Origin of the sequence: Pseudarthrobacter sp. C4D7 (genome assembly GCF_013359725.1) — a bacterium.
In the GTDB taxonomy this organism is placed as follows: domain Bacteria; phylum Actinomycetota; class Actinomycetes; order Actinomycetales; family Micrococcaceae; genus Arthrobacter.
Genome location: NZ_JABFMW010000010.1, coordinates 1 through 24238, shown reverse-complemented (window position 1 = coordinate 24238; position 24238 = coordinate 1). Strand labels below are relative to the sequence as shown.

The window sequence follows — 24238 nt, the reverse complement described above, 5'->3', positions numbered from 1 at the left end:
CCCCGATGACAGAGCGGCACCAGCAACCGGATATAGCAAGCGATCGGATTGTCATGCTGGGGGTCAACGGCGGCCCCGTCCTGGCCCCTGACGAAGCCAAACCTGCCTTGGCGCTGGTGGTCAACGACGCTGTGTACCTGGTTGACTGCGGGCTGGACACATCCCGCCAGCTGCTCACTGCGGGATTGGGGTTCGCCGGAATCCGGGGCATTTTCATCACGCATCATCACCTGGACCACACCTCCGGGCTCCCCGGGCTCCTGCTGCACGGCTGGACAGCGCGGCCGCCCCTGCCGGCCGTGGACATCTGGGGGCCGCCGGGGGCCAAGCAAAAGGCAACCCAGCTCCTGGCCGGCTTTGAGGACGAGATCGCGCTCTTTCAAGCCGGCGGTGGCTTCGGAGATTTCACGGCACCGGCTGGACATGACGTGGAGGTCCCCCTGGAGGGCGGAATCGTACCTGTCATGGAAGACGACAATGTCCGTGTTGAGGCCACCCGGGTGTTCCACGGGCCGGAAGTGGCGGATGCCTATGCTTACCGGTTTTCCGTTAAGGGAACGGGCAAGGTGGTCGTCTTTTCGGGTGACACCGCCGCCCACGACGCCAACCTTGCCGCCATCGCCAGGGGATGCGATGTGCTGGTCCACGAAACGCAGGACAACAGCGCCATCGAGCGCATTGCAGCCGGACTTCCCCACCCCCGTGGTGAGGAGCTGAAGAAGCATCTCTTCGAAGCACACTCCAGCGTCCTTGACCTCCCGGCTGTCGCACAGGGCGCACACGCCAAAAAGCTGGTCTTCAGCCATTACACGCCTGTTGCGCACCCGCCTGCTGTCTGGCTTGCCATGGCAACCCCCGCGGCGGAAGCCATCGGTTACAAGGGCGAAATCATCGCGCCGAAGGCGCTGGACGTCATACCGCTCTAGCAGGACGCTGTATCCCCTGCCGCGCCGCCCACCAAACCCCCGACCTGCCACCCAGAACGGATCACTTCATCCATGATTTCCACCCCCTGGCACGCCGCCATGATCACGCCCGAAGAGGACTTCGACGGCGCTCCGCTGCTCCGCAAGGAATTCACCCTCGAGGAGGAGCACGGCGCGCTGGTGAAGGCAACGCTGCGGGCGACGGCCTTCGGTGTCTACGAGGCATCCATCAACGGCACGCCGGTGGGCGAAGACGTGCTGAGCCCGGGCTGGAGCTCCTACGAATGGCGCCTCCGCCACCGCAGCTATGACGTCACCGCGCTGGTTGGCCCCTCCACCGTGATCGGCGTTGAACTCGGCAACGGCTGGTACCGCGGGCGGCTGGCCTGGCACGGCCTGGCCAACCTGTACGGCAGTGAACTGGGGTTCTTCGGCCAGCTCGATATCGAGTTTGCCGATGGCCACATCCAGACGGTCGCTTCGGACACCACCTGGCAGGCCGGCCCGTCCGCCACCACTGCGAATGACCTCTATGACGGGCAGATGATTGACGCCCGCAGGCTCCAGGCAGGCTGGGCGGAGCCCGGCTTCAGCCCGGGCACCGGCTGGACCGGGGTCCGGGAACTGGCGTTCGACGCCGCCCGGCTGGCCGAGCCGGTGGGCCCACCCGTAGTGCGCGCCGCCGCGGTCCGTCCCGTAGAAGTCTTCACCTCACCCGGCGGGAAGACGCTGGTGGACTTCGGCCAGAACCTGGTGGGCTGGCTGCGGTTCACCGTGCAGGGTGAAGCCGGCCGCACAATCACCATCAGGCACGCTGAAGTATTGGAGGACGGCGAACTCGGCGTCCGGCCGCTGCGCTCCGCTAAGGCCACGGACACGTTCATCCTCTCCGGCGGCCGGGACTCCTTCGAGCCCACCAAGACCTTCCACGGCTTCCGGTACGCCGAGGTAACCGGCTGGCCCGGGGACCTCACGAAAAGTGACCTCGAAGCCGTGGTGGTCCACTCCGACCTGAAGCGCACCGGCACCTTTGAGTGCTCCAACGACCTGGTCAACCAGCTGCACCGCAACATCGTCTGGGGCCTGCGCGGCAACTTCCTTGACCTGCCCACCGACTGCCCGCAGCGCGACGAACGGCTCGGCTGGACCGGCGACATCGGCGTCTTCGCGCCCACCGCCGCCTACCTGTACGACGTCAAGGACTTCCTGCAGGACTGGCTGCTGGACCTCGCCGCGGAGCAAAAGGCGCAGGACGGGCTGGTGCCCATCGTGGTGCCCGATGTCCTGAAGTACTGCCCGCAGCCGCCGGAATTCCCGTCGCCGGAATCGTCCGCGCTATGGAGCGAGGCCTCGGTCTGGGTGCCGTGGGCGCTCTGGGAGGCCTATGGCGACCCCGGCGTGCTGGAGACGCAATACGACTCGATGGCCGCGCACACCCGCCGCGTGGAGGGCCTGCTCTCGCCGTCCGGGCTGTGGGATTCCGGCTTCCAGTTCGGCGACTGGCTGGACCCTGACGCCGCACCGGACCAGCCGTGGGCTGCCAAGGCGGACACCGGCGTCGTGGCCACCGCCTGCCTGTACCGCACCGCGCGCCTCACCGCGCAGGCCGCCGGGCTCCTGGGAAAGCACGGCGACGAAGCGCACTTCAACGCGCTCGCTGACCGGGTGCGGACAGCCTTCGCCGACCACTACGTCGCGGCCGGCGGCACCATCACCAGCGACTGCACCACCGTCTACGCGCTGGCCATCGCTTTTGATGTGCTCCAAACCCCGGAATTGCGGGAGTTCGCCGGCAACCGGCTGGCGGAACTGGTCCGGGACAACGGCTACCGGGTCTCCACCGGGTTCGCCGGCACCCCGTTCATCACCCACGCGCTCACCGACACCGGCCACATGGACGAGGCCTACCGCCTGCTGCTGGAGGAGGGCTGCCCTTCATGGCTCTACCCGGTGACCATGGGCGCCACCACCGTCTGGGAACGCTGGGACTCCATGCTCCCGGACGGCACCATCAACCCCGGTGAAATGACCAGCTTCAACCACTACGCCCTGGGCGCCGTGGCGGACTGGATGCACAAGGCCATCGGTGGCATCCGCCCGGCCGAACCCGGCTACGCCCGCGTGCTCATCGCACCCCAGCCGGGGGAGGGGATCAGCTGGGCCAGGGCATCACTGAAGACCCCGCACGGTGAGATCCGCGTGGCCTGGACGTCCGACGACGGAGAGTTCCGGCTGGAGGCGACCGTCCCTGACGGTGTGGCGGCCGACGTCGTGCTTCCGGACGGTTCGCGGCACACGGTTGAGGGCGGGCAGCACTCCTTTGCGGCTGGGCTGGGCCTGGCGGTGCGGTAGCCTGCGGAAGATCTGGCGAAGGGTGCAACAGGGGCGCTGATCTGCAACGATGTGGCACAGGACCAAGCCCAGGAGGACCCATGCCTTACACCGTGGATTTCAAGAACGTCGCCACCACCGGTCTGGAATCGTCCCCGGTGGCGGAAGCGCTGGCCGGGCTGCGCGCCAATGAGGCGCGCTACTACAAGAACAAGTACGACCACGACTTCACCGTCACTCCGGCCGAAGACGATCCGGAGACGCTGCAGTACATCACCAATATCCTCTCCACGGAGCGGAACCTGGTGATCGCTTCCAAGCCGCTGGAGGTGACCTCCTTCGAGGTGGACGGGCTGCGGATGGCCTATGTCTTCTACGAATCGGGGCTGTCCATCAACGTCATGTACTCCGTCGAAGAGGGCGGCAAGCGGGCAGTGGGCTTCAAGCTGTCCGACGGCATGGAGGTCCCGGAGGAACTGGCCGCCAGCTTCAAGTTCGCACGCCAGAAATCCAAGCTCGCGGGCACCATCCGTGGCTCCTACTTCGTGATCAAGGGCCAGTACTAGGGCCGGCACCGGGCCGCGGCGCCAAAGAACGCCTTCCAGTGATTGGAACCGGGCCCAGCCGGGGGCGCCGCTGGGCGGCACGATGGCGGGATGAACTCCAACCCCATCCTTCCGGGCTTCAACCCCGACCCCAGCATCGCCTGCACCCCGGACGGCTACTACCTGGTCACCTCGTCCTTCGAATACCTGCCGGGCCTGCCGGTCTACCACAGCCCGGACCTGGCACGCTGGGAACTGGTGGGCCACGTGGCCACGCGGGAGGAGCAGGTGCGGATAGCCCACGTCCCCACGCCGGGAGGCGTCTGGGCGCCCACCCTCCGCTACCGGGACGGAGTGTTCTACCTGATTGTCTCTGTGTTCCTTGGCGGCCGCGGCTGCGTGGTGTTTAAGGCAACGGACCCCGCCGGGCCTTGGAGTGACGGCACCGTCATTGGCGCGGTGGACGGCATCGATCCCGACCTCGCCTGGGACGACGACGGAACTGCGTATGTGACCTTTGCCCGCCACCCTGACGCGATCCAGCAGGTGCGGGTGGACCTCGAAACGGGGCAAGCCCTCGAACAGCCGCGGGCCCTGTGGCCCGGCAGCGGCCTTTACGCGCCCGAGGGGCCGCATCTGTACCGGCGCGGTGACTGGTGGTACCTGGTGGCGGCGGAGGGCGGAACGGACCGCGGGCATGCCGTGACGGTGGCCCGCTCGCGGCGCCCGGACGGCCCGTTCGAATCCGCGCCGCACAATCCCATCCTTACCGCCGCTGGATCCGGTTCGGCCGTCCAGAACACCGGGCACGCAGACCTGGTTGAGCTTCCCGACGGCGGAACGGCCATGGTCCTGCTGGGTGTCCGCCCAGTGGGGCTGGCGAAGTCGTTCTCGCCCCTGGGCCGCGAGACATTCCTGGCCGCAGTGGACTGGGCGGACGGCTGGCCGCATGCGCGGATGCCCCAGGTGACGGGCGCCCCGCCCGAGGATCGTGCCTATGATTTCAGCAACGGCGCAGGGCTGGTGGACCCGCAGTGGATCGGGGTCCGCCGGACGCCCGCCGAGTTTTCCGCCCCCACCTCCAAGGGGCTCCTGCTCAGGGGCGAGGGCAGCACCATGAGCTCGCCCCGGCCCTGTTTCCTGGCCCAGCGCCAGCGCCACCTCGGGATGGAATTCAAGGCCGTGCTGGACGTCGCCACCGGCGCCGGCGGCATCGCCGTACGCTATGCCGAGGACAACTGGTTCGGCATAGAAGCCGGCCAGGACAGCGGATCCGTCAGGATCACGGCGCGCGCCGTCGTCGCAGGCTTCGACCGCACTTGGGAAACGACCGTTCCCTCCGGAGACGTTGAACTCGCCATCGTTGCCAGCCCGCCGCCGTCGGACTTCAGCGCCGGTGGCGTGGGCGGTGACAGGATCCAGCTGTGGGTCCGGCCCGCAGGGCAGGGCGGCAGCGCCGGCGGGCAGCTGCTCACCGAACTCGACGGCAGGCACTGGGCCTTCGAAACAGCCAAGGCCTTCACCGGCAGGGCTTTCGGCGTCTTCGCTGTGGACGGCGAGGTCCTGGTCCGCCGGCTGTCCTACCGCGGACGGGACTGACGTCCGCGCGCGCCGTTGACCGCGTGCATGGGCGTGAGTACTGTGGGCGCACTATCCGTCCGCCGGCCCGGCAGGCAGCCAGAGCCTGGGCGGGCAGGGTCCGGGCGCGCCGGCAAAAGGAGGCAGGTGTCGTTCTTCCAGCTCTCGCTGATTGCCGCCGTCGCACTCCTGGGCCCGTTGCTGGCATTCCCCCGGACATGGCACCTTCCCATGGTGCTGGGGCAACTGCTGGCCGGCATCGCCATCGGACGCACCGGCCTGGGCCTGATGGACTCCTCAGACCCGACCTTCACGTTTGTTGCGGATGTGGGGTTCGCGCTCATCATGTTCGTCGCCGGAACGCACGTGCCGGTCCGGGACAAGGCCATCCGTCCCGCCCTGGGCGGCGGAGCGCTGAGGGCAGCCATCGCCGCTGCCCTCGCGGCGGCCTCAGGGACCCTCATTGCGTTCGTCTTCGGCACCGGACATGCGCCGCTCTACATCGTCCTGCTGGCATCCTCGTCGGCGGCCCTTGTGCTGCCCATTATCGATTCCCTGCGGCTGGCGGGGCCAAAGGTCCTCACCACAACGGCGCAGGTGGCGGTGGCGGACATCGCCTGCATCGTGGCGCTTCCGCTCGCAGTCGATCCACCCAACGCGCCGAGGGCAGCGCTCGGGGCGGCAGCAGTCGGCGCCTGTTCGCTGGTGCTGTTCTTCGTGCTGCGCCGGCTGGAGCTCAGTGGAGCCCGCGGGCGGGTACATGCCGTCTCCGAGGAGCGGAAGTTCGCCCTGGAACTGCGGATCCAGCTTGCCCTGCTCTTCGCACTGTCCGGGCTTGCCGTGGCGGGGCACGTGTCCGTCATGCTCGCCGGATTCTCGTTCGGCCTGGTGGTGGCGGCAGTGGGTGAACCGCGGCGGCTGGCGCACCAGCTCTTCGCAGTCAGCGATGGTTTCCTGGGCCCCGTGTTCTTCGTCTGGCTGGGCGCATCGCTGGACCTGCGGGCGCTCGCCGGCACGCCGGGCATGGTGCTCCTGGGGCTCTGCCTTGGAGCGGGCACCTTGGTGGTCCACGGAAGCCTGCGCCTGCTGGGCCAGCCGCTTCCGCTCGCCGTCCTCTCGGCCTCCCAGTTGGGCATCCCGGTTGCCGCAGCCGCCATCGGCACCCAGACGGATCTGCTGGAGCCCGGCGAAGCCTCCGCCTTGATCCTGGGTGCCCTGATCACCATCGCGGCCAGCGCCGCGGCAGGGTCGCGGGCTGCCCGCACGTTCACCAGGGACGCCCCGGCGCCGGCGGGATAGGAAGCGCTACCGCCGAGAGTGGGTCCACATCCCGGAGCTCGCCTGCGCCTGGAAGCCCAGGTTGCGGGACACTGCGCGGGCGGCGGCACGGACCGCCGGGGCAAGGACGTTGGGCGGCGTGGCACCGTCCGGAACCACAATGGACAGCGACGCCACCACGGCACCCTGCGCATCGAAGATGGGTGAAGCCACGGACACGGTGTGGGAGGGAACGGTCCGCCGGATCATGGCGATGCCGGTCCGCCGCACATCGGAGAGGGTGCGCCGCAGCTGGCCTTCCGGCATCTCCGGCACGCCGGGTTCGTCTTCCGGCGGCCGCTTCAGGATGGCCTCCTGGAACTGTTGGTCCGCACCGGCCAGCAGCACCAGCCCGATGGCCGTGGACCGCAGCGGGGCGCGGCCGCCCACCCGGTACGCCACCTCGGTGGCGTCCTTGCCGGACAGCCGTTCAATCAGCACCGCCTCCTCGTTGTCCCGGACCGCCAGCAGCACGTGGTGTCGGGTGACCTCGAACAGGTCCTCCAGGTAGGGAAGCGCGATTTCCCGTACGCCGTGCCCGCGCGGAGACAGGGAGGCTACTTCCCACAGCCGGACCCCCACCACGTACCGGCCGTCGTCGAGCCTCTCCAGGGCGCCCCAGGCCACCAGCCGGGCGATCAGCCGCAGCGCCGTGGGTGCGGGCATGTCCGCGTGGCGGGCCAGCTCGGAGAGGGTCAGCGCGCGGCGCCTGTCCGAGAAGACGGCGAGCAGGCTCAGGGCCCGGTCGATGACGGGTTCGCCCTGCTTGGGCCGCTTTCCGCGGGCAGGCGGGGTATCCGTGTCCGGAGTGGCAGTCATGGCAGTGGTTCCTAGCGGCGGTGGCAGTTTCCGGCTCGCAGTGAGCTGAACCACAATACCATTCCAACCATTGAAAGCCGCCTGTGGAGCGGCGTCACATGCCGCGAAGCTGGAATCCCAGCAACCGCACTCCAGGAGTCCTGCCGCATGAGCGCCGCCCCCACCCGGCTTCGGGCCGAACACTTGAGCGAGGCCATGGGCCTGGCCGTGCGGGAGCCGCGCCTCAGCTGGACGCCGCCCGGGGGCACCGGCAGCCAGACGGCCTACCGGATCACCGCCAGCAACGGCTGGGACACGGGCCGGCAGGAATCAGCGGCGTGCGCCGTCCCCTACAGCGGCCCCCCGCTGGCCTCCCGCAGCCACTTCGAATGGCGCGTCCGCACTTGGAACACCGATGAAACCGGCGCCGAAACAGCCACGGGATGGTCACGGCCCGTGTCCGTGGAACTGGGCCTCCTGCACGCCACGGACTGGGTGGCGCAGTGGATCGGCTCCGACGAACCGGAGATCCCGGCAGCGGGGGAGCGCCCCGGTTACGCGTTCACCAAAACCTTTACGCTGGGCTCCGCCCCGGCCAGGGCCCGCGCCTACGCCACCGCCCACGGCATCTACGAACTCTTCATCAACGGCCGGCGCGTGGGCGACCAGCAGCTCACCCCAGGCTCCACCAGTTACCACACCACCCTCCAGGTCCAGGCCCACGACGTCACGGACCTGCTCTGCGAAGGCCCCAACACCATCCGCGCCATCCTCACCGACGGCTGGTTCCGCGGCACCTTCGGGTACACGCGCGACGCCGACATGTACGGCACGCACACCGCGTTCCTTGCCCAGCTCGAGCTGGAGTCCGGGGCCGGGAAGCGGGTCATCGGCACCGACGGCTCCTGGCTGGTATCCGCCACCGGGATCACCGGCGCTGACCTCATGGCAGGCCAGCAGGTTGACTTCCGGGCGCGCGACGCCGGGAGCGCACCGCCCGCAGGCAAGGCACCGGGGGCGCGTCCCGCCGTCGTCCGTCCCGGCAGCTTCACGCAGCTCACCGGCCCCCTGGCCCCTCCCACCCGCGTGACGCAGGAACTGGCGCCGGTGTCCATCAAGCGCCTGCCCACCGGCCACCAGGTGGTGGACTTTGGCCAAAACATCCACGGCTGGGTCCGGCTGTCCCGGCTCGGGGCCCCGGACGAAACCATCACGCTAAAATACGGCGAAGCGCTCGGCCCGGACGGTGACGTCACCCGGGACCACCTCCGCCCGCACGATTTCCGCGCGCCTGGGGCATTCCGGGATGCCGGGCAGGTGGACACCGTCACCGCCTCCGGCGCCGCCGGCGAGGTCTTCGAGCCCCGGCACACCACCCACGGCTTCCAGTACGTCTCCGTCCAGGGCCTCGCCGCGGACCTGCAGGCCGCTGACATCACCGCCTGCCTGGTCCGGACAGACCTGGAACGCATCGGCGCCTTCCACTGCAGCAACCAGCGGCTGAACAAGCTCCACGACATCGTCGAATGGAGCTTCCTGGGCAACTCCTGCGAGGTTCCCACCGACTGCCCACAGCGCGAGAAGGCCGGCTGGACCGGCGACTGGCAGCTGTTCATTCCCGCCGCCGCCTACCTGTACGACGTCACCGGCTTCACCCGGAAATGGCTCCGCGACGTCCGCGCCGACCAGTGGGACAACGGCATCATCACCAACATCTCCCCGTCGCCCGGCCCGGCTGTCACCTCCGCTGAGTTCATGGGCTTCACCAACGGGTCCGCCGGCTGGGGCGACGCCATTGCCATGGTGCCGTGGGAGGCCTACCTGGCCACCGGGGACGCCGCCATCCTCGCCGAAAACTGGGAAGCCATGCAGCGCTGGCTGGGCTTCGTCCGGACCAGCGCGGAAACCCGCCGGCACGCAGCCCGCGCAGCCGCCAGCCCTGTCCCGGCCCCGCACGAGCAGTACCTGTGGGACACCGGCTTCCACTTTGGCGAATGGATGGAACCGGACGGCCCGGAACCTGACCTGTTCGCCGCCCGCACCGCGGACAACGGCATCGTGGCCACCGCCTACTACCGGCACACCACCCACCTGATGGCACGGATCGCCGGGGTCCTGGGGCGGGACGCCGAGGCGGCCTCCCTCACGAAGCTCTCGGCCAACGTCCGCGCGGCCTGGGAGACCGAATACCTCGACGCCGCAGGGCAGGTCGCGCCGGCCAGCCAGGCCAACTGCGTCCGCGCCCTGGCCTTCCACCTGGTCAGCCCGGAACACCGCGCCACCGTCACCGCGCAGCTGGTGGACCTGATCCGTGCCGCGGGCACCCACCTGGGCACGGGTTTCCTGGCCACGCCCTACCTGCTGCCGGTCCTGGCGGACAACGGCGAACTGGACCTCGCCTACGAACTGCTCCTGCAGGACTCCGAGCCGTCCTGGCTGGCCATGGTGGACCGCGGCGCCACCACCGTATGGGAACTGTGGAACGGCATCGACGCGGCCGGCGTCGCGCACCAGTCGCTCAACCATTACAGCAAGGGCGCCGTGGTGTCCTTCCTGCACCGCTACACCGCCGGGCTGCGGCAGGCCTCCGGGAGTTCTGGCTGGGAGCGGCTGGTCATTGAACCCCGGCCCGGTGCCGGGCTCACCTCCGCGTCCACCTCCCACCAGGGGCCGCGCGGCCTGATCGACGTGCAGTGGACGGTGCGGGAGGGAAGCGGGGACGGCGCCGTGCTGGCGCTCACCGCCACCATCCCCGCCGGCACCACCGCCCAGGTGCTGCTGCCCGGCCGGCCTGCCGCCGTCGTCGGGCCCGGCCGCCATACTTTCCTTGCCGCAACCGGCGGGGACAGCACCCAATCTGAGCTAATGAGGAGCACACTATGACAGTGGAGGAAGCTACGGGGGGCCGCGACGTTTCCAGGCCGGGCGGCCGGGACGTTCCACCGTTCCCGGTCTACGACGCCCCCGGTATGCCGGAACCGGCCGGCGAATCTTCCCTGGTGCACCGTGAACTGACGTACGCCCGCGCCCTTGGCTTCCGGCCCTTGAAGCTGGACATCTGGCTGCCAAGCAGTGCCTCCGGTCCCACGGCGCTGGTGCTCTGGGTGCACGGCGGCGCGTTCCAGCTGGGCGACCGCCGGGAACTGCCGCCCACCTTCGCACCGGAGTCCGTGTTCCGGCTCCTCAACCAAGCCGGCATCGCCTGCGCCACAGCGGACTACCGGCACTCCCTGGAAGCGCCGTTCCCGGCGCAGCTCCACGACCTCAAGGCCGCAGTCCGCTACCTCCGCGAATACGCTGTGGAGCTCAATGTGGATCCGGAGCGGTTCGGCGCCTGGGGCGAGTCCGCGGGCGGCCATTTGGTGGCCCTGCTGGGACTCACCGGAAACCGCCAGGACCTGGAGGGCGGGCTCGGTGCGCAGGGGCACCCGAGCGGTGTCAGCGCCGTCGTCGACTTTTACGGCGTCTCCTCGCTGCCGGACCTGCCGCGCATGCAGCAGCCGGACGGACTGTTCCCCGCAGCGCTGACCGCGGCCGTGCCGCAGGGCACGTCCCTGCAGCCCGACCACATGCTGGTCGGGGGCTCGGATGACCCCCGTCTGCTTACCGCGGCCAGCCCCGTCAATTACGTGGCCCCCGGGGCCGCACCATTCCTGCTGGTCCATGGGGACTCCGACGGGCTGGTCCCGCACTCGCAGTCCGAACTCCTCGCCGCGGCACTCGCGGACGCCGGCGTAGACCATGACCTGGTGACCGTCGAGGGCGGCGATCACTGTTTCTTCGGCGCGGAAGACCAGCTGGACACCATCCTGGCCACCGCCATCGATTACTTCGAACGGAAGCTGTGCACGCCATGACACCCACCAAACCCGTCGCCTCCGCCCCCGAGGCCGGCCTGCACAACGACGGCCAGGCGCCCGACGCCGGGTTCGCCGAATACCTGGCCAGGCCGGAAGGCCCGCAGTTCCTCAACCCGGACGCCGTGCGCTCGCCGGGGCCGGACGTGCCCATCCGCACGGTGGCGGCGGACGGCCGGCACGGGCCGGTGGCCATCCGGATCTACGGCGCGCCGGCTGCTGCCGGCAGCCCCGGGCTCGTATGGCTGCACGGCGGAGGGTTCGTCAGCGGAAGCATGGACAGCCCCGAATCGGACTACCTGGCACGCGTTCTCGCGGACCAGGGAACGCCGGTGCTGTCCGTCGACTACCGCCTGGCGCGCAACGGCGTGTCCTTTCCCATCCCGCACGATGACGCCCTGGCCGCGTGGTTCTGGGCGCGGACGAACGCTGAATCCCTGGGCCTGGACCCGGATCTGCTCTGCCTGGGCGGAGCCGGTGCCGGCGGCAACCTCGCCGTGGGCGCAGCGCTCTACCTGATCGACGCCGGCAAACCACTGCCTGCCAAACTCCTGCTGGCGTACCCCTTCCTGGACGCCGAACTCCCGCCGCCTGCCGGGGGCCTGGACGGCGAGGTCATGGCCGGGCTGCCGCGGCACCTGCGGTTCACGCTGGAGGACTGCATCCGGACGGCGGAAAACTACGTGGGCGGACCAGTCAGCATGGCACCGTCCTACGCGATGCCCGGCTACGCGGATCCTGCCGGGCTTCCGCCCGCCGCTTTGCTTGCCTGCGAGTACGACGACGCCCGCGGCTCCACCGAGCAGTTTGCCTCGGCATTGGAGCGGGCCGGGGTTCCGGTGTCCTACTTCCTGGCCGAGGGCGCAGTGCACGGCCACCTCAACCACACTGCAGGGCTGCCGGAAGGGCAGGCGGCCCTGGACTTCCTGGCCGGCCAACTGGCGGCTGTGCGCCCTTAGGCGCGCGGAACCCCGGCGGCCGGCGAAATGCGTCCCGTTGACGCTTCCGGCGCCGGGTGTGAGGATGGCGCCATGAACCAGGTTTCGGACTTTTACACCGGGCCCGGGAAGCTCTTGGCGGCTATCGGTTCGGCCCTGGACGCGGCCGGGGTGGACCGCACGGCGCTGCGTCCGGTCGATCTGGCTGCTGTTGACGAGTTCCATATCCGTGGCCGCAGGGCGACCCTGGAAATCCTGGAGGCGCTGGCCCTCACCGCCAATTCCCATGTGCTGGATCTTGGCAGCGGATTGGGCGGGCCGGCACGGACTCTCGCCGAGGTGGCCGGGTGCACGGTCACGGGCGTGGACCTCACGCCGGAGTTCTGCGAGGTGGCGGGGGCGCTCTCGGAGTGGACCGGCATGTCCGGCCGCACCCGCTTCCGCGTTGGGGACGCCACCGCCACCGGCCTGCCGGCGGAATCGGTGGATGCCGCACTGACCATGCATGTGGCGATGAACATTCCCGATAAGCCCGCGCTGTACGCCGAAGCGTTCCGCGTCCTCCGGCCCGGCGGCAGGTTTGTGGCCTACGACGTCCTGCAGGGTGAAGGAGGTGAAGTGCACTACCCGGTGCCGTGGGCCGCTGACTCCTCCACCAGCTTTCCCGCGACCCTGGAAGAGATGCGGAAATTCCTTCCGGCAGCAGGCTTCGATGTCATTTCAGAGCTGGACTCGACGGAGGAGAGCCTGGCCTGGTTCCAGAAGATGCGTGCCAAGATCCAGCGGGAAGGGCCACCACCGGTGACGTTCGCAACCTTCCTCGGTGACAGCTTCGCGCAGATGACGGCCAACCAGGTGGCCAACCTCGCCGAACGGCGCATCCGCACCGTCATGTTTGTGTGCTCGAAGCCGGCCTGATCCTTTGGCGGCCATTCCGCTACCAGTGGCGGCGGAGTACCTCATCCGGAACCACCCAGGAGCTGGAGTAGTGGACCCAGTCCTCCTTGCGTGCCTCCCGGAACAGGCGGTCAGCAGTCATCTGGCACTCCTGCCAGTCCTTCCGGGAGCGCCCGGGTCCATAGCCCACAGCGTCACCGAGTTGATCCCGCGTCACCAGGCAGGTGGCTCCCGGCCCGGTGGCTACCTCGTACGTGTACGTCCCGGTGCGTGAGAACCATCCCCTGCGGACCGGAACCTCAACCAGGCGGAAGTACGTGCTGCCGTCGCCGAACATCGCAGCGGCGGCACTCTCTTTCGATTCAGGCCCAGCGTTGACAAAATCCGTGAACTTCTGGAGGAGCCCCTCGTACTCGGCGTTAAGGACCTCGTCCACCGCTCCCTCCTTCTGCACGTACCTGTCGCTGAGGCTCCCGCTGCCGCCTTTCATTGCCCCGCGGAGCCACAGCCGGACCTCCTCCACGGACTCCTGCGTTGGTTCACTCTGAAGCGCCCGTGCAAAGGCTTCGCATTTGAGGGCCACTGCCACAAGATTCAAGTGCCGCAGCAGAAAGGCAAACCTCATCATGTCGGATGCGAGTTCTTCAACGTTTGTTGTCATCAGGCTTCTCCCCCGGGTAGGGCTAAAGCTAACCACGGCAGGCGTCCGTCCGCGGCTGTCCCGGCGTCTGCCAAACTTGCCCCATGATTACCGAACACGCGCTGCTGCCTGTCATTGCAGGCCGGGAAGCAGAATTTGAGGCAGCATTCGACCACGCCCGCCCGATTATCGCGTCGATGCCCGGTTTCATCTCGCTGTCGCTCTCGCGCTCCATCGAGACACCCAACACGTACTTGCTTCTGGTCGAGTGGGACAGCCTGGAGGACCACACCGTCGGTTTCAGGGGATCCCGGGAGTATCAGCAGTGGCGGGGGCTTCTGCACAGGTTCTACGAGCCGTTCCCTTTGGTGGAACACTACGAATCCGTGAGCTCCGGGCGGACGACGGCCGGGAACTGAAACCCCGCGCCGCGGGAACACGCACATTACTCCGCCGCACCCCACAGGGCCTTGCGGAGCAGCCGCTTCAACTCCTGGGACTCTTCCCCGGACAGCACAGCCAGCTGGTTCAGCTCCGCCGCGTCCATGGCCGTGCGGGCTTTTGCATGCATCTTCCGCCCCTCAGCCGTGGAGACGATGATTTTTGCGCGCCGGTCCTGCTTGCCCTGCGCCCGTTCCACCAGGCCGCGGCGTTCCAGGTCGTCCACCAGCGTGACCACCCCAACGGCTTCGGCCGGCATGATCATCTCCGGCGGGGAGAACATTTACCCGGCAGAGGTGGAAGCGGTCATCTCCGCGCACGGCGCCGTGGGCGGCGTGGCCGTCATCGGCATTCCGGATGACAAGTGGGGCGAGGTCCCGCAGGCGATCGTGACCCTGCGCGAGGGGGAATCGCTGACCGCGGAGCAGCTCCGCAGTTTCCTCGACGGCCGGCTTGCCCGCTACAAGATCCCCAAGTCGATGGTGGTGGTGGAGGACATGCCGCGCACCGCCAGCGGCAAGATCCGGAAGATGGAGCTCCGGAAGCAGCTTTGAAAGGCTGATGCCGCCCAAGGCTGCCACTCCATGTGGTTCCGCCGTTGTTACCGTTCACGGTCATCAATTGGCGGAACCATACCAGCCGGTGCCACCATGATTGGATGCTTGAGGCAACTAAACCCCAGAATTCGGACGGAACACCCGTCAACCCCGCGCTCGAAGCGGAAAGCAAAATCGCCCGCATCGCGGTGACCGTGTTCCCCATCCTGGTGGTTGTCGCAGGCATCCTCGGTTTCCTGCTCCCCGGAGTCTTCAAGCCCATGGCCCCCAGCGTGCCCTACCTGCTGGGCATCATCATGTTCTGCATGGGCCTGACCCTCACCCCGCCGGACTTCGCCGCGGTGGCCAAGCGGCCGTGGGCTGTAGCCCTGGGCATCGTGGCGCACTACGTGATCATGCCCGGCGCCGGCTGGCTGATCGCCGGTGCCCTGAATCTCCCGCCCGAACTGGCCGTCGGCGTGATCCTGGTGGGCTGCGCACCCTCCGGCACGGCCTCGAACGTCATGGCCTTCCTGGCGAAGGGCGATGTTGCCCTCTCCGTGGCGGTGGCCTCCGTCTCCACCCTGATCGCCCCGATCGTCACCCCGCTGCTGGTCCTGTTCCTGGCTGGCTCCTACCTGCAGATCGACGCCGCGGGCATGGTGCTGGACATCGTCAAGACCGTGCTGCTGCCGGTGATCGCCGGGCTCCTCGCCCGGGTCTTCCTTAAGAAGCTCGTCGACAAGGTGCTGCCCGCGCTGCCGTGGGCGTCCGCCGTCGTGATCTCCCTGATCGTGGCCATCGTGGTGGCCGGCAGCGCCAACAAGATCATTGAGGCCGGGGCCATCGTGTTCCTTGCCGTGGTGCTGCACAACGGCTTTGGACTGGGCCTCGGCTACCTGGCCGGCAAGCTGGGCCGCCTGGACGACAAAGCCCGCCGCGCCCTCGCTTTCGAAGTGGGCATGCAGAACTCCGGCCTGGCCGCGACGCTCGCCACCGCACACTTCACTCCGCTGGCTGCACTGCCGTCCGCAGTTTTCTCGCTCTGGCACAACATCTCCGGCGCCATCGTGGCCGCGTGGCTGGCCCGGCGTCCGCTGCAGGACAACCAGGCCTAAGAAGCCCGTTTCCAGCCAGCCATTCCGGGTACAGAATCCGATAGGGACAGCGCCGTTTCTGCGCTGTCCGCCGGTTCCTGTAAGGAGATGGACAGATGGCTCGGATTGACCGAATAGCTGAACCATGGGGGACACGGACGCCGTACGGCAGCGGCGCTGACTGGCCGGTCAGGGTGGATACCCACCTGGCAGAAGGGGTGGCGCCGGAAGACGTGGACCGATGGGTCCAGACGGCGTCGCTCCTGCATTCCAACGGCGACGCCATGGACATCGCCGTCAAGGACAACAGGATCGTCGGCGTGCGGGGACGGGCCGTGGACCGCGTCAACCACGGCCGCCTGGGCCCCAAGGACCTCTACGGCTGGCAGGCCAACGCCTCCCGGGACCGGCTCACCAAACCCCTCATCCGCGAGGGCGGAAAGCTGGTGGAGACGGACTGGGACACCGCCATGCAGCGCATCGTGGACAAGTCCAAGGCGCTGCTCGCGGAGCAGGGCCCCAGCGCCCTTGGCTTCTACACCACCGGCCAGCTCTTCTCCGAGGAGTACTACACCCTGGGCACTATGGCCCACGGTGGCATCGGCACCAACCACGTGGACGGCAACACGCGTCTGTGCACCGCGACTGCCGGCGAGGCCCTGAAGGAATCCTTCGGCTGCGACGGCCAGCCCGGCTCCTACACGGACGTGGACCACGCCGATGTCATCGCGCTGTACGGGCACAACGTGGCCGAAACCCAGGCCGTCCTCTGGACCCGCATGCTGGACCGGCTGGCCGGCCCCAACCCGCCGAAGATCATCTGCGTGGACCCGCGCAGGACGCCCGTGGCCAGGGCCGCCACCGTGCACCTGGCGCCGCGGCCCGGCACCAACGTGGCCCTGATGAACGGCATCCTGCACGAGATCATCACCAACGGCTGGGTGGACCAGGAGTACATCCGGGCCCACACCGTGGGGTACCCGGAGCTCGAAAAAGAGGTCAAGAACTACCCTCCGGCTCTCGTGGCGGAAATCTGCGGCGTCCCGGCGGAACAGATCTCCGAGGCGGCCAGCATCATCGGCCACGCGGAGCGGCTGCTGTCCACGGTGCTGCAGGGCTTCTACCAGTCCAACCAGGCCACGGCCGCCGCCGTGCAGGTCAACAACGTCAACATCATCCGCGGCATGCTGGGCAAACCCGGCTGCGGCATCCTGCAGATGAACGGCCAGCCCACCGCCGAAAACACCCGCGAATGCGGGGCCGACGGCGACCTCGCCGCCTTCCGGAACTGGTCCAACGATGCGCACATCCAGGACCTGGCCAGGGTCTGGAACATAGATCCCATGTCCATCCCGCACTACTCCCCGCCCACGCACGTCATGCAGATGATGCGGTACGCGGAGGACGGCTCCATCCGGATGCTGTGGGTCAGCGGCACCAACCCGGCCGTCTCGCTGCCCGAGCTGGCACGCATCCGCGGCATCCTGGAACAGGACCGCCTGTTCCTGGTGGTGCAGGACATCTTCCTGTCCGAGACCGCCCAGCTGGCCGACGTCGTCCTTCCCGCCGCCACCTGGGGCGAGAAGACCGGCACCTTCACGAATGTGGACCGCACCGTCCACCTCTCCGAGAAGGCCGTGGACCCGCCGGGCGAGGCCCGGCCGGACCTGGAGATCTTCATCGACTACGCCCACCGCATGGGCCTGCAGGACAAGGACGGGCAGCCGCTGATCAAGTGGCACGACCCCGAATCCGCCTTCGAGGCCTGGAAGGAATGTACCCGCGGCCGGCCCTGCGACTACACGGGCATCACCTACGCCAAACTGCGCGGCGGCTCCGGCATCCAGTGGCCCTGCAACGACGAAAATCCGGACGGTACGGAGCGCATCTACGCTGACGGAAAATTCTGGGCGCACCCCGACTACTGCGAAACCTACGGCCGCGACCTCATCACCGGTGCGCCCGTGGAACCCACGGAGTACAAGGCCCTGAACCCGGAGGGCAAGGCCATCATCAAGGCCGCCGAATACATGCCGCCGCACGAGCTGCCCAGCCAGGACTTCCCCCTCCAGCTCATCACCGGCCGCACGCTCTACCAGTTCCATACCCGCACCAAGACGGGACGGGCACCTGAGCTGCAGGCGGCCGCGCCGGACGTCTGGGTGGAGTTGTCAGCGGACGACGCCGGCGCGTACGGGATCGCCGAAGGCGACCTTGCCGAGGTGGAGACACCCCGCGGTTCGGTCCGTGCCAAGGTGCGGATCAGCGGCATCCGGAACGGCGTCCTCTTCCTACCCTTCCATTACGGCTACTGGGACACGAACGGCGGACACCAGCCGGACGGGGCAGGGCGCGCAGCGAACGAACTGACCATCACCGACTGGGATGCGGCGTCCAAGCAGCCCATCTTCAAGACGGCGGCAGCACGCGTTACCCGCATTTCCGGCGGCGACGGGCCGTCCCAGGCGCCCACCACCACGGCGTCGGCTCCGGTGGGCGACTTCCCGGAAGGCGCCAGGACCAAGGGCATCGCCACCGCTTTGGCGGACGAGGCAACCGGCACGGCAGGAGTCGCACGATGAAATTCGGGCTGGTACTGGAGGAAATGCACCGCTCCGAAAATGACTTGGCACACCATCTGCTGGTCGTCTCCGAGCGGCACAAGGTGGACCACGAGATCTACCACCTGGCCCGGGACCTGGCGCGCTGGTCGCAGCAGCACGTCCGGGACATCGCGCACATCGCCAAGAACTACGGCCAAAACCTGGACCCGGAGCCCCGCAGTGAAGCAGGGCTGATGGAAACCATCCGGGAGAAGGGCAGCGGGATGGTTGGCCGGCGCCCCGAAACCGGGATGCTGCTGCTGCGCGACCTCCGCGAGCTCTACCTGAAGGCCTGCGGGGTGTCAGCGGACTGGGAACTGCTGGCCCAGGCCGCCCAGGGGATGAAGGACAAGAACCTCCTGGCCCTGGCGGAGAAGTGCCACCCGCAGACCATCCGCCAGATGAAGTGGGCCAACGGGAAGCTGAAGGAGTCCGCCACCCAGATCCTGGTCAGCTAAGCGCCGGCTGCGGGAACTTTCAGAGCGTCTCCCGCGCCGCCTGGAGGTGCGCCACCAGGACCTGCAGCGCCTGCTCGCTTAAGGCCTCAAGCTGCCTCCGCAGCAGTTTTTGCAGGGAACCGGAACTTCCTTTCGACCCGTCCAGCAGGGCGCCAATCTCGCCAACTCCAGCGGGATTCTTCCGGTGGTTCCATCTCGCCCACCGTAGAACCTGACGCCGCGTCAGGTTCAACTCCGGCGCACGCACCCCGTGGGAGGATCCAGTGCTGGGCGAACCAGTTTCATTCAGTGAAACTAGCGGCGCGTGCAGGCCGGCCCATGGCACAGAGTTGAGTCAATGAACGGGTGGCCCGTTGCGGCCCCCGCCCAGCCCATCCAGCAGTTCACTAAACGCTTCACTACACCCAGCACAGAAACGGCGCGCTACACATGGAGTCAACGATGACGGGACCGCGGATCCTCAAGGGGATCGAGTTCGCCCGGCCACGGAACGCGGAGCCGCTGCTGCTGGACCTCTACCTTCCTGCGGGAGAAACGCGCCAGGGCGCCCGGCCCGCCGTGGTCCATTTCCACGGCGGCGGCTGGCGGATGGGTGAGCGGTCCTCACTGGGCCCCGCTGTTGACGGTTTTGGACTCAGCCCCATCGAGCAGCTCGCGGACGCAGGGTTCGTGGTGGCCTCGGCGGACTACCGCCTCAGCGGGGTGGCCACCTTCCCAGCCCAGCTGGCGGACGCCAAGGCGGCTGTCCGCTGGCTCCGCACCCACGCGGCCGAATACGGCGTGGACCCGCACCGCATCTACGCCTGGGGCGATTCGGCCGGCGGGCACCTGGCCAGCCTCCTGGGCCTGACCGCGGGGGCTGCGGAATTTGCGGGCCAGGGCGGCACCGACGGGACGGACAGCGACGACTCCGTTGCCGGCGTCGTGGCCTGGTACCCGCCCACGGACCTGCTCAGGATGGGCGAACAGGCGGGACCGGACGCCGTGGCCCGGGCGGATGATCCGGGATCCCGCGAAGCGCTGCTGATTGGCGCACAGCCCGCCGACGCCCCGGACAAGGCCAGGGCCGCGAGCCCGCTCAGCTACGTCCACGCAGGCGCCCCGCCCTTCCTCCTCATCCACGGCACGGCGGACCGCTTCGTCCCGGCAGCCCAGTCCACCTCGCTGGCCGCTGCGCTGGAAGGCGCGGGCAACGCCGTCGACCTCCTCCTGCTCGAGGGCGCGGACCACATGTGGACCAGCCCGGACGGCAACAGCGGCGCCGCGGAGCGGGCCATTGCCGCCACACTCGACTTCTTCCGCCGCCACGCGGAACAGCACTGATTTCCCACCATCACGCCGGGGCAGCACGCGCACCCCGGACCAGACCGAAAGGCCTCCCATGCAGTTCATCGGCATCACCCACCACGGCGAACCCTGGGTGGCGGCGCTCGCAGGCTCCCGCGTCCTTCAGCTCACGTCCGTCAACGATTTCTGGGCCGACGCCGAGGGCTGGCAGGACAAGGCGGCAGCCCTGGTTGCCGGCGCGGCACACACCGAAGCGTCCGACGGCGACGGCTGGCTGGAGCGCGGCAGTGTCGCCGAAGTGCCGCTGGTCCCCGCCTCCGCGCGGGTGATCTGCGTGGGGCTGAACTACAAGGCGCACGTGGCCGAGGGCAGCTTCAAGGACCAGGAGCTGCCGCCGTACCCCACCCTGTTCGCGCGGTGGACGGCGTCCCTTTCCGTGGGCAACGTTCCCGTGCCGGTGCCGGCGGGCGAGGCAGGGCTGGACTGGGAAGGCGAAGTGGCCGCCTACATCGGCCGGCGCGTGGAGTCCGCCGGCGAAGAAGCCGCGTCGGATGCCGTCTTTGGGTACTCCACGTTCAACGACATCACCTCCCGCAGGGCCCAGAAGCTCACCTCGCAGTGGACCCTGGGCAAGAACGGCGACTTCAGCGGACCCTTGGGCCCCCTGGTCAGCCGCGACGAGGTGGGCGACCTGCGCGACGGGCTCCAGGTCCGCACCCGAGTCAACGGCATCGAAGCCCAGAACGGCAACACCCGGGACATGATCTTCTCTGTTCCGGCCATCATCTCGCTGATCAGCGAAACCTTCACCCTGCACCCGGGGGACGTCATTGCCACCGGCACCCCCGAAGGGGTCGGTTATGCACGCACCCCGCAGTGGCTCCTGCAGCCGGGCGACACAGTGGAAGTGGAGATTGAGAAACTGGGCACCCTCACCACTCCGGTGGGCGATCTTTCCCTGCGGAGCCGTGCCTGATGGGCTCCCTCCAGTCCGCTGCGGACCTTCCTGCGGAGGTGCAGGTCCTGATCGCCGGGGGCGGCCCCAGCGGCCTGTTCCTGGCACTGGACCTCGCTGCCCGCGGCGTGCCCAGCACCGTCATCGAACCGAGGACCACGCTGGACCACACCCGTCCGCGCGCCAAGACCACCAACGCCCGCACCATGACGCACCTGCGCCGCCTGGGCCTTGCCGACACCCTGCGGGAAGCGTCGCCGTTGCCGGTGGAGTACGCCCAGGACGTCATCTTCTGCACCGGCCTCACCGGCCCTGCGGCGCATGAGCTGCGCCGGTTCCGCAACGCGTTCCAGCTGGTCCCTGGCCGGTACGGACCGCAGCCGGAGTGCGGGCAGCAGGTACCGCAACCCGTCCTCGAAGAGGTGCTCCGCACCGCCGCCGAACGCCACCCGCTGGTGACCTTCCTGCCCGGGTGGACGGTTACCGGCGTCAGCGCCCCGGAAGGCGGGGCAGCCACGGAACCCTGCGCCGTCGTCGTTAGGGACCCCGCAGGGGCCGAACGCACCCTCGCCGCGGAGTACGTCATCGGCGCGGACGGCGGGTCCTCCGCCGTGCGCCGCAGCCTGGGACTGCGGCTGGAAGGCGGCTCCGCCGAGCTGTCCAACATCAGCATCCTTTTCCGCTCGAAATCGCTGGCATCCGCCGTCGCCCTGGACCCGGCCGTTCAGTACTGGGTGGTGGGCTCCGAGACCTCCGGCATGGTGGGGCCGATGGACCGTGACGGCACGTGGTGGGCGATCGTCCAGGGCGTGGATCCCTCGGTGACGGTCACTGCCGGGGATGCGGCCGCGATGGTCCGCTCCCTGGTGGGCTCGGACGTGGACATCGAGGTGGTGGCCACCGACCCGTGGACGGCCCGGATGCTGCTGGCTCCTGACTACAGCCGCGGCAACGTCTTCCTGGTGGGGGACGCCGCCCACCTCAACCCGCCCTGGGGAGGCCACGGCTTTAACACCTGTATCGGCGACGCCGCCAACCTGGCCTGGAAGCTCGCCGCCACCATCAACGGCTGGGCGGGTCCCGGACTCCTCGCCAGCTACGGGGTCGAGCGCCGGCCCGTGGCTGCGCGCACCATCCGCGACGCCGCGGCCAACGGCAAGGCCTTGGCCTACCACTTCGCGGATCCGGAGCTGCGTGCGGACGGGCCGGCGGGGGACGCCGCCCGCGGCGCTGCCCGCCAGGCGCTCGCCGTGAAGCAGAGCGAGTTCGATTCGCTCGGCCTGGTGTTGGGCTACGCGTACGGCGGCTCGCCCGTGGTGCTGCCGGACGGATCAGCCCTCCCCGCCGAAGACCCCATCCGCTACGTCCCGTCCGCGTCTCCGGGGGCACTGCTGCCGCACGCCTGGCTGGCCGATTCCCGTTCCCTGTACAGCGCCCTGGGGCCAGGTTTCACCCTGCTGGCCGACGCCGGATCGCTGGGCGGGGCGGACGCCGCAGCATTTTTCGAGCCGGTCCTGGCCGCCGGTGCCCGGAAGGGCATCCCGGTGACCGTCGCCGTCGTCGGGCCGTCCGTCGACGGCACGCACCCTGCGGACCTGTGGGGTGCTCCCGCCGTGCTGGTCCGTCCCGACCAGCACGTGGCCTGGCGCGGCAACTCCCCGGTGGAAGCCGCCGCCGCGCTGTCCGTTGCCGCGGGCTGGGCGCCCGCTTTTCCTCCCGCACGTCCTGAAGAACCTGCACCTACCCCCGAAACCAGGAGCGCCCGTGTCGACGCCGTCATTCCGTGATTACCTCTTCGCCCCGGACCACCCCCGCGTGGCGGACATCCGCGGACTGGATGCCCGCGGGTACGCCGAGGCCGCCAAGACCGACGCGTTCGCCGGGCCCATGATCGAGGGCTGGCGGAAGCTCTATCCGCAGCCGTTCACCGGGATCACCAGCGACGGTGTCCGCCGGGAGGGCCTCTACCCGCTGGCGCAGGCCCGGCCCGGGGAGGAAGCGCCCACCGCGGCCATGGTGGCTGCGGCGCGGAAGCTGCTGGGTACTGTCACCGCGGACCAGGCCGGGAAGCTCTGCTACGCCGTGGACGCGCCGGAGTGGCAGAGCTGGGCCAACCCCGAATTCATGCAGCACGATACCGGTCTGCGCCTGGATGAGATTGTCGCCCCCGTACGGGACGCGGTGCTGGGCGTGATGGAGGCTTCGCTGAGCCCGGCCGGCTTTGAACTGGTGCGGAACCTGATGCGCATCAATGGCTTCCTGGGTGACCTGGTGGAGCTGCCGTTGCTCATGAACGAGTTCAGCTACAACTTCGCCCTGTACGGGGAGCCGTCCGAAACTGAGCCGTGGGGGTGGCAGCTGTTCGGCCACCACGCGGCGCTGAACTGCCTGGTGGCCGGGACACAGCTGGTGGTCTCGCCGGTATTCATGGGCGCCGAACCGGACATGATCGACGCCGGCCCGCACCAGGGCGTCAAGGTGTTCAAGGAGCGCATCGCCCTGGCCCGGCAGCTGATGGCCGCGCTGCCCGAAGACCTGCAGGAACGCGCTGTTGTCTATGCGGCGATGGTGGATCCGGCCATGCCCGCGGGCCGCCTCCACCCGGGCGACGAACGGCACCTGGGCGGCTGCTTCCAGGACAACCGGGTGATCCCGTACGAGGGCATCCCGGTCACCGGCATGCCGCCCGGAGCCCGGGAGCTGCTTGACGCCGTGGTGGAGGACTTCATCGCCTACCTCCCGGACGGTCCCCGCGCCGCGCGCCGCCGGGAGATCCAGGAGCACTACGGTGAGACGTTTTTCAGCTGGATCGGCGGCTGGGAGGGGGAGGAAGCGTTCTACTTCCGGGTGCAGAGCCCGGTGGTGGTGCTGGAACTGGACCACCACACCGGCGTCTTCCTCAGTAACGAGGAGCCCGCCCCGTTCCACATGCACACCGTGGTCCGCACCCCCAACGGCAACGACTACGGCCGCGAACTTCTCAGGGAAGCCACCGCCTGATCCCCCCACCACCTCCTGACGCATCCCATCCCAC

General features: G+C 68.8%; 20 protein-coding genes and 1 pseudogene. 18 read left to right on the top strand and 3 right to left on the bottom strand.

From position 1 onward, the window contains the following. Positions 1-5: 5 nt before the first annotated feature. The 5 genes from HNO81_RS09350 (at position 6) to HNO81_RS09330 (ending at position 6679) form a co-directional block, all read left to right on the top strand. Positions 6-926 carry an MBL fold metallo-hydrolase gene (locus tag HNO81_RS09350; RefSeq protein WP_175317855.1) on the top strand — a complete coding sequence of 307 codons (921 nt, stop codon included), beginning with the start codon at positions 6-8 and terminating at the stop codon, positions 924-926. 72 nt (positions 927-998) lie between these two features. Then, the gene (locus tag HNO81_RS09345) at positions 999-3278 is read left to right on the top strand and encodes a family 78 glycoside hydrolase catalytic domain (RefSeq protein WP_175317854.1); all 2280 of its coding nucleotides are present in this window, start codon (positions 999-1001) and stop codon (positions 3276-3278) included. A gap of 80 nt (positions 3279-3358) precedes the next feature. Continuing rightward, positions 3359-3823, top strand: coding sequence for a phage tail protein (locus tag HNO81_RS09340; protein ID WP_175317853.1), 465 nt, complete (start codon positions 3359-3361; stop codon positions 3821-3823). Positions 3824-3913: 90 nt separating this feature from the next. Then, the gene (locus tag HNO81_RS09335; RefSeq protein WP_175317852.1) at positions 3914-5401 is read left to right on the top strand and encodes a glycoside hydrolase family 43 protein; all 1488 of its coding nucleotides are present in this window, start codon (positions 3914-3916) and stop codon (positions 5399-5401) included. Positions 5402-5527: 126 nt separating this feature from the next. Then, complete coding sequence (locus tag HNO81_RS09330) at positions 5528-6679, top strand: cation:proton antiporter (RefSeq protein WP_175317851.1); 1152 nt, start codon at positions 5528-5530, stop codon at positions 6677-6679. 6 nt (positions 6680-6685) lie between these two features. Here the strand turns inward: HNO81_RS09330 and HNO81_RS09325 are convergent, their stop codons facing one another. Next, positions 6686-7516, bottom strand: coding sequence for an IclR family transcriptional regulator (locus tag HNO81_RS09325; protein ID WP_175317850.1), 831 nt, complete (start codon positions 7514-7516; stop codon positions 6686-6688). A 147-nt stretch (positions 7517-7663) separates the two neighbouring features. Here HNO81_RS09325 and HNO81_RS09320 point away from each other — a divergent pair, with 147 nt between their 5' ends. The 4 genes from HNO81_RS09320 (at position 7664) to HNO81_RS09305 (ending at position 13208) form a co-directional block, all read left to right on the top strand. Next, the gene (locus tag HNO81_RS09320; RefSeq protein ID WP_175317849.1) at positions 7664-10378 is read left to right on the top strand and encodes an alpha-L-rhamnosidase; all 2715 of its coding nucleotides are present in this window, start codon (positions 7664-7666) and stop codon (positions 10376-10378) included. Next, positions 10375-11352: an alpha/beta hydrolase gene (locus tag HNO81_RS09315; RefSeq protein ID WP_175317848.1), complete on the top strand. Its 978-nt coding sequence runs from the start codon at positions 10375-10377 to the stop codon at positions 11350-11352. The genes HNO81_RS09320 and HNO81_RS09315 overlap by 4 nt, the downstream gene beginning before the upstream one ends. Next, positions 11349-12311 carry an alpha/beta hydrolase gene (locus tag HNO81_RS09310; protein ID WP_175317847.1) on the top strand — a complete coding sequence of 321 codons (963 nt, stop codon included), beginning with the start codon at positions 11349-11351 and terminating at the stop codon, positions 12309-12311. Before HNO81_RS09315 ends, HNO81_RS09310 begins: the two co-directional genes overlap by 4 nt. A gap of 72 nt (positions 12312-12383) precedes the next feature. Next, a complete protein-coding gene (locus HNO81_RS09305; protein WP_175317846.1) occupies positions 12384-13208 on the top strand; it encodes a class I SAM-dependent methyltransferase in 825 nt (274 codons plus the stop codon). A 19-nt stretch (positions 13209-13227) separates the two neighbouring features. On the opposite strand, the gene HNO81_RS09300 is transcribed toward HNO81_RS09305, so the two are convergent. Next, entirely contained in the window at positions 13228-13848 is a 621-nt protein-coding gene (locus HNO81_RS09300) for a hypothetical protein (protein WP_175317845.1), read from the bottom strand. Positions 13849-13931: 83 nt separating this feature from the next. On the opposite strand from HNO81_RS09300, the gene HNO81_RS09295 reads away from it, so the two are divergent. Next, positions 13932-14246 carry an antibiotic biosynthesis monooxygenase gene (locus HNO81_RS09295; RefSeq protein ID WP_175317844.1) on the top strand — a complete coding sequence of 105 codons (315 nt, stop codon included), beginning with the start codon at positions 13932-13934 and terminating at the stop codon, positions 14244-14246. Positions 14247-14272: 26 nt separating this feature from the next. On the opposite strand, the gene HNO81_RS09290 is transcribed toward HNO81_RS09295, so the two are convergent. Next, positions 14273-14527 (bottom strand): MarR family winged helix-turn-helix transcriptional regulator, encoded by a 255-nt coding sequence (locus HNO81_RS09290; RefSeq protein ID WP_254703396.1) that lies wholly within the window; start codon positions 14525-14527, stop codon positions 14273-14275. Between HNO81_RS09290 and HNO81_RS09285 the strand changes: the two are divergent. The 8 genes and pseudogenes from HNO81_RS09285 to HNO81_RS09250 all read left to right on the top strand — a co-directional run. Further along, a pseudogene (locus tag HNO81_RS09285) lies at positions 14526-14822 on the top strand (p-hydroxycinnamoyl-CoA synthetase); the annotation flags it as partial. The gene HNO81_RS09290 and the pseudogene HNO81_RS09285 sit on opposite strands and share 2 nt — an antisense overlap. Before the next feature lie 104 nt (positions 14823-14926). Then, positions 14927-15922, top strand: a complete 996-nt coding sequence (locus HNO81_RS09280; RefSeq protein ID WP_175317843.1) for a bile acid:sodium symporter family protein — start codon at positions 14927-14929, stop codon at positions 15920-15922. Positions 15923-16017: 95 nt separating this feature from the next. After that, positions 16018-18483 carry a molybdopterin oxidoreductase family protein gene (locus tag HNO81_RS09275; protein ID WP_175317842.1) on the top strand — a complete coding sequence of 822 codons (2466 nt, stop codon included), beginning with the start codon at positions 16018-16020 and terminating at the stop codon, positions 18481-18483. Then, complete coding sequence (locus HNO81_RS09270) at positions 18480-18962, top strand: hypothetical protein (RefSeq protein ID WP_175317841.1); 483 nt, start codon at positions 18480-18482, stop codon at positions 18960-18962. Before HNO81_RS09275 ends, HNO81_RS09270 begins: the two co-directional genes overlap by 4 nt. A gap of 441 nt (positions 18963-19403) precedes the next feature. Continuing rightward, entirely contained in the window at positions 19404-20285 is an 882-nt protein-coding gene (locus tag HNO81_RS09265) for an alpha/beta hydrolase (protein WP_175317840.1), read from the top strand. A 58-nt stretch (positions 20286-20343) separates the two neighbouring features. Next, positions 20344-21225 carry a fumarylacetoacetate hydrolase family protein gene (locus HNO81_RS09260; RefSeq protein WP_175317839.1) on the top strand — a complete coding sequence of 294 codons (882 nt, stop codon included), beginning with the start codon at positions 20344-20346 and terminating at the stop codon, positions 21223-21225. Next, positions 21225-22991 (top strand): FAD-dependent monooxygenase, encoded by a 1767-nt coding sequence (locus tag HNO81_RS09255; protein WP_175317838.1) that lies wholly within the window; start codon positions 21225-21227, stop codon positions 22989-22991. Before HNO81_RS09260 ends, HNO81_RS09255 begins: the two co-directional genes overlap by 1 nt. Further along, entirely contained in the window at positions 22969-24204 is a 1236-nt protein-coding gene (locus tag HNO81_RS09250) for a DUF3500 domain-containing protein (RefSeq protein ID WP_175317837.1), read from the top strand. The genes HNO81_RS09255 and HNO81_RS09250 overlap by 23 nt, the downstream gene beginning before the upstream one ends. Positions 24205-24238: the final 34 nt, after the last annotated feature.